Origin of the sequence: Aquihabitans sp. McL0605 (assembly GCF_049993875.1) — a bacterium.
Taxonomy (GTDB): domain Bacteria; phylum Actinomycetota; class Acidimicrobiia; order Acidimicrobiales; family Iamiaceae; genus Aquihabitans.
Map to the genome: position 1 here is coordinate 4,296,260 of NZ_CP188252.1, position 12,686 is coordinate 4,308,945.

At 69.0% G+C, this 12,686-nt stretch carries 10 protein-coding genes; 8 read left to right on the forward strand and 2 right to left on the reverse strand.

The window, feature by feature from the left end; all coding sequences use genetic code 11:
- Positions 1 to 17: 17 nt before the first annotated feature.
- The 8 genes from rpsA to ACPPVX_RS19935 all read left to right on the forward strand — a co-directional run bounded on the left by rpsA (position 18) and on the right by ACPPVX_RS19935 (position 10,138).
- The gene (gene rpsA, locus ACPPVX_RS19900; protein ID WP_426575059.1) at positions 18 to 1,490 is read left to right on the forward strand and encodes a 30S ribosomal protein S1; all 1,473 of its coding nucleotides are present in this window, start codon (positions 18 to 20) and stop codon (positions 1,488 to 1,490) included.
- A gap of 188 nt (positions 1,491 to 1,678) precedes the next feature.
- Positions 1,679 to 2,542: an RcpC/CpaB family pilus assembly protein gene (locus ACPPVX_RS19905; RefSeq protein ID WP_426572323.1), complete on the forward strand. Its 864-nt coding sequence runs from the start codon at positions 1,679 to 1,681 to the stop codon at positions 2,540 to 2,542.
- Between the two features lie 72 nt (positions 2,543 to 2,614).
- Positions 2,615 to 3,880 (forward strand): AAA family ATPase, encoded by a 1,266-nt coding sequence (locus ACPPVX_RS19910; RefSeq protein ID WP_426572324.1) that lies wholly within the window; start codon positions 2,615 to 2,617, stop codon positions 3,878 to 3,880.
- Positions 3,881 to 4,035: 155 nt separating this feature from the next.
- Positions 4,036 to 5,433 carry a CpaF family protein gene (locus ACPPVX_RS19915; RefSeq protein WP_426572325.1) on the forward strand — a complete coding sequence of 466 codons (1,398 nt, stop codon included), beginning with the start codon at positions 4,036 to 4,038 and terminating at the stop codon, positions 5,431 to 5,433.
- Positions 5,433 to 7,364 carry a type II secretion system F family protein gene (locus tag ACPPVX_RS19920; RefSeq protein ID WP_426572326.1) on the forward strand — a complete coding sequence of 644 codons (1,932 nt, stop codon included), beginning with the start codon at positions 5,433 to 5,435 and terminating at the stop codon, positions 7,362 to 7,364. Before ACPPVX_RS19915 ends, ACPPVX_RS19920 begins: the two co-directional genes overlap by 1 nt.
- Positions 7,365 to 7,371: 7 nt before the next feature.
- A complete protein-coding gene (locus ACPPVX_RS19925) occupies positions 7,372 to 8,283 on the forward strand; it encodes a type II secretion system F family protein (protein ID WP_426572327.1) in 912 nt (303 codons plus the stop codon).
- A 10-nt stretch (positions 8,284 to 8,293) separates the two neighbouring features.
- Positions 8,294 to 9,832 (forward strand): hypothetical protein, encoded by a 1,539-nt coding sequence (locus ACPPVX_RS19930; protein WP_426572328.1) that lies wholly within the window; start codon positions 8,294 to 8,296, stop codon positions 9,830 to 9,832.
- Positions 9,833 to 9,910: 78 nt separating this feature from the next.
- On the forward strand, positions 9,911 to 10,138 hold the full coding sequence (locus ACPPVX_RS19935) for a Flp family type IVb pilin (protein ID WP_426572329.1): 228 nt from the start codon (positions 9,911 to 9,913) through the stop codon (positions 10,136 to 10,138).
- A 98-nt stretch (positions 10,139 to 10,236) separates the two neighbouring features.
- On the opposite strand, the gene ACPPVX_RS19940 is transcribed toward ACPPVX_RS19935, so the two are convergent.
- Together ACPPVX_RS19940 and ACPPVX_RS19945 are read right to left on the reverse strand one after the other, a co-directional pair.
- Complete coding sequence (locus ACPPVX_RS19940) at positions 10,237 to 10,887, reverse strand: response regulator (protein WP_426572330.1); 651 nt, start codon at positions 10,885 to 10,887, stop codon at positions 10,237 to 10,239.
- Between the two features lie 56 nt (positions 10,888 to 10,943).
- Positions 10,944 to 12,656 (reverse strand): histidine kinase, encoded by a 1,713-nt coding sequence (locus ACPPVX_RS19945; protein ID WP_426572331.1) that lies wholly within the window; start codon positions 12,654 to 12,656, stop codon positions 10,944 to 10,946.
- Positions 12,657 to 12,686 lie beyond the last annotated feature (30 nt).

Genomic DNA, 12,686 nt, shown 5'->3' on the forward strand with positions numbered 1-12,686 from the left:
CACATTGAGGCCACGCCCTGCCTGCTGGTAGGTTTTTAGTTCCCTGTGCGCCGTCTGGTGCACGGCATCCCATCCACCTACTTCCCATCCACCCGAGAAGAGCATCCGTGTCCGATCAATCGACCCTCACCCCACCCGCCGAGATCGAGGAGTACGTCCCTCGCCAGATCACGGCGAACGACCTCGAAGGCAGCTTCGAAGACGCCATCGACGGCACCATGGTCAGCGTCGAAGACGGGCAGATCGTGCTCGGCACGGTCGTCAAGGTCGACAAGGACGAGGTCCTGCTCGACATCGGGTACAAGTCCGAAGGTGTGATCCCCAGCCGCGAGCTGAGCATCCGCAACGACGTCGACCCCTCCGAGGTCGTGTCGATGGGCGATGAGATCGAGGCCCTGGTCCTCACCAAGGAAGACAAGGACGGACGCCTCGTCCTGTCCAAGAAGCGTGCGCAGTACGAGCGGGCGTGGGGCGACATCGAGAAGAAGAAGGAAGAGGACGGCGTCGTGTCCGGCCCGGTGATCGAGGTCGTCAAGGGCGGTCTCATCATCGACATCGGCCTCCGCGGCTTCCTCCCGGCCTCCCTGGTGGAGCTCCGCCGGGTCCGCGACCTGGCGCCGTACGTCGGTCGCACCCTCGAAGCCAAGATCATCGAGCTCGACAAGAACCGCAACAACGTGGTGCTGTCCCGCCGTGCCTGGCTCGAGGAGACGCAGAAGGAGCAGCGCGAGGAGTTCCTCGAGAACCTCAAGCCCGGCGAGATCCGCTCCGGCGTGGTGTCGAGCGTCGTCAACTTCGGTGCGTTCGTCGACCTCGGCGGGATGGACGGCCTCGTCCACGTGTCCGAGCTGTCCTGGAAGCACGTCGACCACCCCGGCTCCGTCGTGGCCGTCGGCGACGAGATCACCGTGCAGGTGCTCGAGGTCGACCTCGACCGGGAGCGCATCAGCCTCTCGCTCAAGGCCACCCAGCAGGATCCGTGGCAGGAGTTCGCCTCGGGCCACCGGGTCGGCGAGCTGGTCTACGGCCGGGTCACCAAGCTGGTGCCCTTCGGTTCGTTCGTCCAGGTCGGCGACGGCATCGAGGGCCTCGTGCACATCTCGGAGATGTCGGCGCACCACGTCGACCTCCCCGAGCAGGTCGTCACCCCCGGCGAGGAGCTGTGGGTCAAGATCATCGACCTCGACCTCCAGCGTCGCCGGATCAGCCTCTCGATCAAGCAGGCGGCCGAGGGCGGCACCGTGTCGGCCGAGTACCAGGAGCACTTCGGCGAGCACGCCTACGACGAAGAGGGCAACTTCATCGGCGGCGAGTCGTCCGAGGCACAGGAAGCCTGGGCCGAGTACTACGCCGAGCACCCTGAGGCCCTCGCCGCCGACGCGCCGGCCCCCGGTGCCGAAGACGGTGCTGTGGCCGAGCCCGAGGCTCCGGCCGAGCCCGAAGCTGCGGCGGACGAGGCGATCGAGCCCGAGGCTCCTGCCGAGGCCTGATCTCGCCCCCACCACGCAGACGAACTCGACGGTGCCCCGCCTCCGGGCGGGGCACCGTCGCGTCCGGAGTAGGTCAGGTGGACCAGAAATCGATGGGAAACCCTTGCGCATGAGGTCATCCCGGCCGACAGAGAAGCTGTCGCAAGCACACCGACCTCGGTGTGCGCCCAACCTCGAAGGGGTCCACGGTGAGCCAACGCCGGACACTCATCCTCATCGCAGCCATCGCCATCGGAGCGCTCGCGTCGTTCCTGGTGTGGAACTACGTCGGGGGCATCCAGGACCAGGCGTACAACGACGCCGAGCGGGTCAAGGTCTTCCTCGTGAAGGAGGCGATCGCCAAGGGGACCCCAGGGGCCGTGGCGCAGGCGTCGATCGTGCAGGAGAGCATCCCGCGCAAGTTCAAGCCGGCGAACGCCATCGTCAGCCTCGACGACATCCAGGGCCGCGTGGCCAAGGGTGACCTCGTGGCGAACCAGGTGGTGGTCCAGGACATGTTCGTGGAGCCCACCGACCCCGACGCCCACACGTCGAACGCCGACACGCTCACCAAGATCCAGAACAAGGACCAGACCACCTACACCCTGAACGTCGACGACGTCCGCGGCGTGGCCGGCCTGATCGTCCCTGGCGACTACGTGAACATCATGGTGCTCAAGTTCAAGGAGGTCGCCGGCGGCACCGCCGCCAGCGGCGACGGCAGCAGCGGCAGCGGCGGCGGCACCACCGACATCAGCTCCGCCCAGGCCCGGTACCTCTACCAGAAGGTCCAGGTGCTGTTCGTCGGCACCCAGTCCGTCGGTGCCACCGCGGCGCCCGCCGCCGGTGCCCCCGCCACCCCGGTGGCCAACAGCGGGCTCATCACCTTCATCGTGCCGGTCGGTGCGGCGCAGGTCCTGGCCACGATCCCGCCCGCCAACCTCTACCTCACCCTGGTCTCCAAGGACTACGTGCCCAAGCCCACCGGTGAGATCGACCTCTCGACGCTCCCGTCGGACGATCCGGCCATCTTGACCCCCTACGGCCCCGACGGCGCACGCAGCGCAGACTGAGGCTCGAGTGCCGGCCGGCGCCGTCTCCACCATGCGGTCATCCACCACCCCCTCCAGGTTCGGACCACAGCCATGAGCGAGTACCTTTGGGCGGAGGATCCGCCCACCAGCGCCACCAGCCAAGCACCGAGGGCCATGTCGACCTTCCCCACATCTGATAGCTCCACGCCGATCGTGGTGGTGGAGGCCGATCCGTCGGTGCGAAGCCGGCTGGCCATGCAGTTGGGGGAGCGGGCGATCGCCCTCGAGAGCCTCGATGGCGTCGAGGAGCGGTTCACCTCTCCGTTCCTCCTGGTGCTCGGGCCGTCCTGCTCGGTCGTCCCCGGGGTCACCGGAGCCGAGGGCATGCTCGCCCGCCGCACCGACATCGGGGCCATCCTCATCGCCGACAACCTCTCCACCGAGGTGTTCCAGCGGGCCATGCGCTCGGGTGTCCGCGACGTGCTCGGCTCCCCGGTCGACACCGGCCAGCTCAACGAAGCCGTGCGCCGGGTCAGCGGGAGCCTCGTGGCTGCCGCCGTCCCCAGCGGCTACGGCGCCACCATGGCCGCCGCGCCCTCCGGCGAGGACGACACGAGCGCCCAGGGCCGGGTCATCACCGTCTTCTCCACCAAGGGCGGCGCCGGCAAGTCGGTGCTCGCCACCAACCTCGGCGTCATCTTGGCCCAGCGGGCCGATGGCCCCGTGGCCCTCGTCGACGCCGATCTGCAGTTCGGCGACATCGCGGTGATGCTCAAGCTGGCTCCCCAGCACACCATCGTCGACGCCGTCGGCTCGTTCGACCGCCTCGACGTCGGGTTCCTCGACAGCCTGCTCGCCGTCCACCAGCCCTCGGGGCTCAAGGTGCTGCCCGCGCCGCTGGAGCCGGCGTTCGCCGACCAGATCGGCGCCGAGCAGATGAACGCCATCATCCGGCTGCTGCGCACCTTCTGCAGCTACGTGGTGGTCGACACGCCGGCGTACTTCAACGACGTGGTCCTCGGTCTCATCGAGGAGAGCGACGACGTCCTCCTCGTCGCCGGGATGGACATCCCCAACATCAAGAACGTGAAGATCGGCCTGCAGACCCTGCGCCTGCTCAACACGCCGATGAGCAAGATCCACCTCATCCTCAACCGGGCCAACTCCAAGGTGAAGCTCGAGGTGAGCGAGGTCGAGCGCACGCTCCAGGTGAAGGCCGATGCCCTCATCCCCTCCGACATCGTGGTGCCCCAATCGGTCAACAAGGGCACCCCGGTCGTCATCGATGCGCCGCGGTCCTCGATCGCCAAGTCGCTCGAGCAGCTCGCCGACCGCTTCGCCCCCCGCGTCGACGCGAAGGCCAAGAAGAAGCGGTAGCTGTTCCGGGCCTCCGAGCCAGACCGCTGACACTCCGGCTGCCCTCCTGGGGCGGCCGGTGTCGCGTCGGAGGTCGCGCTGGGTGGTGGCTGGTCACCGGTGGTGAAACCGGGACATCGTGCTCAACCCGGGAGCGGATGGGCCGATAGGTCTACGTGTCCCTCTACAAGCGCCTCCACGAACAGCAGGGCAACGGCTCCTCCGGTTCCGCCAACGGCTCCACGCCGGGCGTCAACGGTGGAGGCAGCCGACGTGACCCTGTCCTCGACGACCTTCGTCAGAAGATCCACCACCACCTGATCGACGAGCTCGGTCCGATCCTCTACGACAAGCGGTTGTCCGAGGACGACCTGCGCCGCCGGGTGCAGGAGCAGCTGCAGTCCGCCCTCGCCCAGGAGCGGGCGCCCCTGTCGGCCGCCGACAAGGCCCAGCTGATCCAGGACGTCTCCGACGACATCTTGGGCTACGGCCCGATCGACCGGCTGCTCAAGGACGAGGACATCTCCGAAGTCATGGTCAACGGGCCGAACTCGGTCTACGTGGAAAAGTCGGGCAAGGTCGAGAAGACCACCGCCAGCTTCGTGGACGAGACCCACCTCCGGCGCATCATCGACAAGATCGTGGGCCAGGTCGGCCGGCGCATCGATGAGGCGCAGCCCCTCTGCGACGCCCGCCTCCCCGACGGCTCCCGCGTCAACGCGGTGATCCACCCGCTCGCCATCGGCGGGCCCTTCCTCACCATCCGGAAGTTCGCCAAGGACCCCTACCAGATCGACGACCTGATCCGGTTCGGCACCCTCAACGCCGCGTCGGCCCGGTTCCTCCAGGCCATGGTGGTCGGCAAGCTCAACATCTTGGTGAGCGGTGGTACCGGTACCGGCAAGACCACCACGCTCAACGTCCTCTCCTCCTTCATCCCCGCAGACGAGCGCATCGTCACGGTGGAAGATGCGAAGGAGCTCCAGCTCCACCAGGATCACGTCCTGGCGCTGGAGGCCCGGCCCCCGAACATCGAGGGCAAGGGCCAGATCACCATCCGCGACCTCGTCAAGAACACCCTCCGCATGCGGCCCGACCGCATCGTGGTCGGCGAGTGCCGCGCCGGCGAGGCCCTCGACATGCTCCAGGCCATGAACACCGGCCACGACGGGTCGATCACCACGATCCACGCCAACACCCCCCGAGACACGCTCTCCCGTCTGGAGACGCTCGTCCTCATGGCCGGCTTCGACCTGCCGGTGCGGGCCATCCGCGAGCAGATCGCCTCGGCCATCGACTGCATCGTGCAGCTCACCCGCCTCCGCGACGGCACCCGCCGCATCACCCACATCACCGAGATCCAAGGCATGGAAGGCGACGTCATCACCCTCCAAGACGTCTTCATCTTCGACTTCGGCATGGGCGTCGACGAGCACGGCCGCTACCGCGGCCACCTCAAGGCGACCGGCGTCCGTCCCAAGTTCGCCGAGAAGCTCGCCGACCAGGGCATCCGCCTCGGCCCGGAGGTCTTCCAGCCCGAGGCGTTCGCCAAGCGCGCCCAGGGTGCCTGGTGATGCGCCGCCGAGGGACCATGGCGGTCGTCGTCGCGGTCCTCGCGTCGATGGCCGCGCTGCTCGCCGCGCCGATGGCGTCGGGTCAGGCGAAGGACAGCATGCTCGCCGTGCGCGGGATCGACGGGACGAACAAGAAGGCCATCAAGGTCACGTTCCTGTACACCGGCCAGCCCACCGACCTGAAGAGCCTGGTGATCCGTGAGAACGGCACGTCCAAGACGGTCACGGACCTCACCAACCTGAACAAGACCTCCAGCCGCCTCGGCACGGTCTACGTGGTGGACCTCTCCGGTTCGATGGGCAACGACGGCGCGCTGAGCGACGTCAAGAAGGGCCTCAAGGAGACCGTCGCCAACCTGCCCCAGGGCGACGAGATGGCGATCGTGTCGTTCAGCAACACCGTCGTGGTCGAGTCGCCGTTCACGAACAACACGGCACAGCTCGACGATGCGATCGACGCCATGGCCGCCCCGGCGGACGGCAAGACCGCCACGTGGGACGGCGTGAACAAGGCCACGAAGCTGTTCGACTCGGTCGACGACCTCCAGCCGAACATCGTGCTCGTGACCGACGGCAAGAACGACAGCTCGTCCGCATCGTTCGACCTGGCTCGGGCCGCGGTCGTCAGCTCGGGCGCCGCCTTCTTCAGCGTCGAGCTCGACCACAACGGTGAGGTCGACCACGCCTCGAACGCCGCGATCATGGACCGCACCGGCGGGGCCAGCTTCACCGCCGGCAAGGGCGAGGCCACCCAGAAGGCCTTCGAGTCGCTCGCCTCGACCCTCCAGAGCCAGTACGTCGCCACCTATGCGTCGAACGTGTCGCAAGGTCAGGTCGATGTGGCCGTCAGCGTCGGCAACCTCGAGCGCAAGGCGTCGTACGTCGCCGGCGCCAACGTGCAAGGCGCGGCGACCGCCGAGGTGGTCTCGCCGCCCAAGCCGTTCGGGCCCAAGGCCCTCCAGGGCAAGGCCGGCGGCGCCCTCGGCCTGGTGCTCGTCGGGCTGGCGGCCGGCTTGCTGGCCTTCGCCGTCGCCTCGCTGGTGACCACGACCGACGAGAGCCTCAACGCCGTCCTCCGCCCCTACTCCGAGGGTCCCGTCCCGAACGACGAGCTCGACGGCGCCCTCGCCCAGACCGCACTCCTGCAGCGAGCCGTCGAGCTCACCGAGGAGTTCGCCGAGCGCCAGGGCTTCCTGGTGAAGGTGGAGCGGGCCCTCGAACGAGCCGACCTGCCGCTGCGGGCAGCCGAGGCGATGTTCTTCTACGGCGCCGCCGCCATCTTGCTGACCCTGCTGGCCTTCGTGCTCGGCGGCTTCGTGCCGGGCATGGCGATCCTGGTCCTGTCGGTCTTCGTCCCGCCGGCCGTGGTCAACTTCCTGGCCGCTCGACGGGGCAAGGCCTTCCAGGCCCAGCTCCCCGACACCCTCAACCTCCTCTCGGGCTCGCTCCGTGCCGGCTACTCGCTGCTCCAGGGCGTCGAGGCGGTCTCGAAGGAGGTCACCGACCCCATGGGTCAGGAGCTCCGCCGGGTCATCACCGAGGCCCGCCTCGGTCGTGAGATCGAGGACGCCATGGACTCCGTGGCCGAGCGCATGGGCAGTGCCGACTTCGCCTGGGCCGTCATGGCCATCCGCATCCAGCGGGAGGTGGGCGGCAACCTGTCGGAGCTCCTCCTCACCGTGGCCGACACCATGATCCACCGGGAGCGCCTGCGCCGGGACATCGCGGCACTCACCGCCGAAGGAAAGATGTCGGCGATCATCCTCGGCCTCCTTCCGGTCGGCCTCGGCGCCTTCATGTGGCTGTCGAACCCGACCTACATGAACCCGCTCGGGACCACGGGCATGGGCCACGGCCTCCTCGCGGCCGCCACCACTGCTCTTCTCATCGGGTTCGCCTGGATGAAGAAGATCATCAACATCGAGATCTGAGGCCCGCATGCTTCCCATCGCTCTTGCCCTCCTCGCCGGCGCCATCGGTGTCGGGCTGTGGACGATCCTCTCCAGCGCCGACGAGAAGGCCACGGTGCGCGCGTCGCTGCGCCAGCTCGACGGCTACGAGGTCGACAACGTCCGCGACCAGGAGCTGCTCAAGCCGATGCGCGAGCGCACGGTGCAGCCCCTCACGGACCGCCTCGTCGCCCTCGGCAAGCGGTTCACCCCCGACGGCTACACCGACAAGGTCCGGGCCCGGCTCACCGCCTCCGGCAACACCTCGGCCGACGCCGTCGACCGCTTCATCGCCATCAAGGTGGTGGCCTTCGCCCTGACGCCGCTCATGTTCATCCTCTTCTTCGGGGTCCTGGGCATCGGCGGCAAGATGGGTCTCCTCCTCTCGGGCGTGATGGCCGCGGTGCTGATCTTCGGCCCCGACGCCACCTTGAACCGGCGGGTCGAGGAGCGCCAGCACGAGATCAAGCAGAAGCTCCCCGACGTGCTGGACCTCCTGGTCATCAGCGTCGAGGCCGGCCTCGGCTTCGAGCAGGCGCTCGACCGGACCGTGTCGTCGGTCCCCGGGGCCCTGACCCAGGAGTTCGCTCGCATGCTGGGCGAGGTCCGCGCCGGTGCCAGCCGCGCCAACGCCATGCGGGCCATGGAGAAGCGCACCGACGTCCCCGAGCTGCGCTCGTTCGTGCTCGCCATCTTGCAGGCCGACACGTTCGGCGTGTCCATTGGCCGGGTGCTCCGCGCCCAGGCCGACGAGATGCGCATCAAGCGCCGCCAGATGGCGCAGGAGAAGGCCCAGAAGGCGCCCGTGAAGATGATGATCCCGATGGTGTTCTGCGTGTTCCCCGCGCTGTTCGTCGTCGTCATCGGCCCCGCCATCATCAACATCCGCAATTCCTTCTGACCCTGCGGTCATGCTGAGCAGCGTGGAATCTGCACCTGGGCTCGCGGCCCACGGCACCGGCGACGGCGTCGACGACCCCGATCCGACGGGTGCCGGCGACGCCTCGACGCCCACCGAGCCGGCCGAGTCGGCGGGGGAGCGGGCCCGAGGGGCGACCCTCAGCCAGATCATCGGCATCCTGCTGGCCCTGGTGGGCCTGCGCATCGGCCTGCACTCGCTGCACGACAACAGCTTCTTCACCCACCTGGCCACCGGTCGGATGATCCTGCACGACCACGCCATCCCCCGCACCGACCCGTACTCGTTCACGGCGCCCGGCCGAGCGTGGACGGTGCAGAGCTGGGGCGCCAGCGTGATCTACGCCAGCATCGACAAGGTGTTCGGCCTCGTCGGCATCCGGGTCGTGGTGGGCGTGATCTGCGCGGCGCTCGCCGCCCTCGCCTGGCGGCTGACCAGCCCGGCGAAGGGCCTCATCGGCCGCCTCGCGATCGTGGTCCCCGTGCTGTGCGTCGGTGCCGGCTTCTGGGTCGAGCGCCCCCTGATCTTCAGCCTGCTGTTCCTGATGGCCGTCCTCTTCGCCCTGGAGGACCGGCTCGACCCGCGCTGGCTCGTCCCCATCATGTGGGTCTGGGTCAACGTCCACGGATCGTTCCCCATCGCCATCATGGCCATCGTGGCGTTCGGCTTCGGCCGCCTGCTCGACCGGGAGCGGCCCACCACCGAGCTCCGGGTCCTGGGGTGGGCCGGCCTGGGCACGCTCCTGGGCGGGATCCTCAGCCCGCTCGGCTGGCGGCTCCTCGTGTTCCCCGTGCAGCTGCTCCAGCGGCGCGACGCGTTCTCCCACATCGCTGAGTGGCAGTCGCCCACGTGGTCGTCGTGGGCCGAGAAGGCCTTCGCGATCCAGGTGATCCTGGCCCTCGTGCTGATCGTCTGGCGAGGGCGGCGCTGGCGCAACGCCGTGCCGGTGGTGCTGTTCGCGGCGCTCTCGGTCCAGAGCAGCCGCAACATCGTCCACGCCAGCCTGATCATGATCCCGGCCATGGCCGCGGCCGCCCACGGCCTCGGCGTCCTCGACGGCCTCGAGCCTCGGCGGATCCTGCGCCCGGTCCGGGTCGCCCTGCTGGCGCTCATGGCGCTGGTCCTCGCCGTCGGCATCTTGCAGACCCCGAACCTGAACCTCGTCGACTACCCGGTGCAGTCGGCGAAGTGGATGCGAGGAAACGGCCTGCTCGATCGAAGTGATCGGGTGGTCACCCGAGACTTCGTGGGCAACTACCTCGAGGTCGAGTACGGGCCCGAGAAGGTGCACGTGTTCATCGATGACCGCGTCGACATGTACCCCGATGCGGTGATCACCGACTACGCCGCCCTGCTCGACCACGGCGCCGACTACCAGGCCGTCCTGGACCGTGCTGACGCATCTGCGGTCCTCTGGGACACCGACAGCGATTTCGGTGACTGGCTGGAGGACCCGGCCCACGGCTGGAAGATCGTGCACCGGGAGACGGGCTGGATGGTGGCCGTGCCGGTGGGTGCCAGCTCACCCTGATTGAGTCGCATGGCCTATCCAGAGCGAGCATCGACCCGCCGATGTTCAAGGGGAAGGTATCCCCCCTGGAGGCTCGCGATGCACAACCACCCCAAGCAGCGCACCCCGCGCAAGGGTCAGCGGGGCGCGAGTGCGATCGAGTACGCCTTGCTCCTCGCCCTGATCGCCGTCGTGGTCTTCAGCGCCGTCTCGTTCTTCGGCAACTCGACGGGTGGCGGCTTCGGCACGTCGAAGAACTGCATCGACGCCGCCTACAACGGCAACAACAGCCTCAGCACCGCCTGCCCGGCCAAGTCGCAGCCCTGACGGCACGAGGCGCGATCGATTCCCGGTTTCCGTGATGGAGGGAACCAACGATGGGGTGGGCCCGAAAACGGCCTGCCCCATCGTCGCGTCTGGGTCCGTCAGCTCAGGCGGACGATGCCCATGCGGACGGCCTGGAGCACGGCCTGCGTGCGGTCCCGGGCATCGAGCTTGTGGTAGATCGACGCCAGGTGGTTCTTCACGGTCTTCTGGCTGATGAAGAGGCGCTCGGCCACCTCGGGGGTGGAGCAACCGTCGGCGATCAGCTGGAGCACCTCGACCTCGCGCTTGGTCACCACGCGATCGGAGTCGTCGGCCACCGAGTCGGGATCGATCCGCCGCACCTCGACGAGCATGGCGTTCGCCAGCTCCGGGGAGAGGGTGGCGTCGTCGCTGGCGGCCATCCGCACGGCATCGGCGATCTCGTCGGTGCTGCAGTCCTTCACGAGGTAGCCCGAGGCGCCGGCCCTCAGGGCATCGGCGATGACGCTCTGGTCGGCGTGCATCGTGAGCATGACGATGCGGATCTCCGGGTGCTGCTGGTGGATCCGGCGGGTGGCTTCGACGCCGTCGACGTCGGGCATGGTGACGTCCATCAAGATCACGTCGGGTCGGAGGGAATCGGCCAGGCGAACCGCCGCATCGCCGTCGGGCGCTTCGCCGATGACATCGAACCCCTCGTCTTCGAGGGACCGTCGGAGCCCCTCTCGAAGCATGCGATGGTCGTCGGCGAGCATCAGGCGGATGGCCATGTGTTCCTCTCGTGCAGCGGGCGTCGAAGCGGGGGTCATCCTGGCACAGCGGGTTGTCAGATGGGGCGGACCTCGCACCGCACCGTGGTGCCCACATCGGGGGTCCCACTGATGTCGAGGGTGGCGCCGATGCTGGCGGCGCGCTCGCGCATCCCGACGATGCCGTAGCTGTCGAGGCGGCCGGCCCGGGACGTGGGGAACCCGATGCCGTCGTCGGCGATCAGCAGCAGGGCCCGGCCCCCGTCGCTCTGCCACGTGACCACCACCTTCGACGCCTTGGCGTGGCGCTCGACGTTGGTGACCGCCTCCTGGGCGATGCGCCAGAGCTCCCGTTCCTGCAGCAGCGGGAGGCGGCCCGTGACCCGGAGGTCGAGCCGGGTCTCGAGGCTGCTGCGCGCCGCCACCCGGTCGAGGAACTCCTGGAGCGTGGCGGGCATGTCCTTGACGTCGGTGACGTCGGTGCGCAGGTCGTAGAGGGTGTCGCGGACCTCGCCGATCACGGACCGGACGTCGTTGCGGAGCTGGCCGAGCTGGTTGGAGACCGGCTTGCCCTGCCCGTCGGTCTTGACGATGCGGTCGAGCTCGAAGGCCAGGTAGGCGAGGGATTGGCCGATGCGGTCGTGCAGGTCGCGGGCGATGCGGGTGCGCTCCTCGTCGGCGCCGACGGTGCGCAGCCGGGCGAACCAGCGGGCGTTGTCGACCGCGAGCGCGGCCGGCTCCACGAACCCGTTCAGCAGCTCCATGTCGCGCAGCTCGAAGTGCCCGTGGGCGCGGTGCTCGAGGGCCACGAGCCCCACCACCGCCTGGCGCGCCGGAAGGGCCGCGTAGAGCCCGGCGGTCATCTCGACCGATACGCCTCCGCCCTCGTGCAGCAGCTCGTTCACCATCACCGGGTGCCGGACCTCGAGCGCTTCTCGCAGGGGTGCGGGCAGCTCGTGGGTGAGGTAGCGCGGCGCCGGCCGCGGCCCGTCCCAGCGCATCACCTGCCAGGTCTCGTCGGTCTCGTCGAGGAGGAGCAGGGTGGCGGCGTCGAAGGTGAACAGGTCGCGGAGCCGGCCCATCGTGGTGTCGAGCACCTCCTCGAGGTCGAGGGAGGCCGGCAGCGACTGGGCCACCCGGTGCAGCGAGTACAGGAGCGTGTTGGCGTCGGCGAGGCGCCCGAGGCGGTCGAGCGCCAGCGAGTGCGCCCGGTCGGCCTCGCCCGTGACGCGGCGGGCGTAGCCGGCGATGAGCGCGACCAGGATGAGCTCGACGGTCCACTGGGCGGTGGTGCGGATGTCTTCGACCGTGGTCCCGTCCTGGAGGAGGAAGGGGATGCCGATGGCCAAGCAGGCCGCGATGCTCACGCGCATGGCGAAGGCGAAGCCCTCGGCGAAGCCCGCCACCATGACCGCGGTGATCAGGGCGAAGACGAACGGTGACTCCCAGTAGCCCGTGGCGGCCACCGCGATCGTGAGGAACCCCACCTCGCCGAGGACCCGCAGGAGGCTCTTGGTGTCGTCGACGTACCGCAGCGGCCGGACGATGCGGAAGACGTTGTACCCGACCACCAGGAAGCACCAGCCGACGACCCAGAGGTCGCCGTCGGCGAACGCGGGGCTGGCCAGGGCCACCGACACGGCGGTGGTGCCGCCGCGGATGCCGAGGATGGCCGGGCGGAACGCCGCGACCTGGTCGACGCGGACGTCGGCGGGCCCCCTGCCGGAGCCCCGGCTGGAGAACGCGCCGGGACCCCCGATGGCCGGAGAGGAGTCGGCGGTGACGGTCATCGTGCGCCAGGCTACGACTCCCGCCGGCTG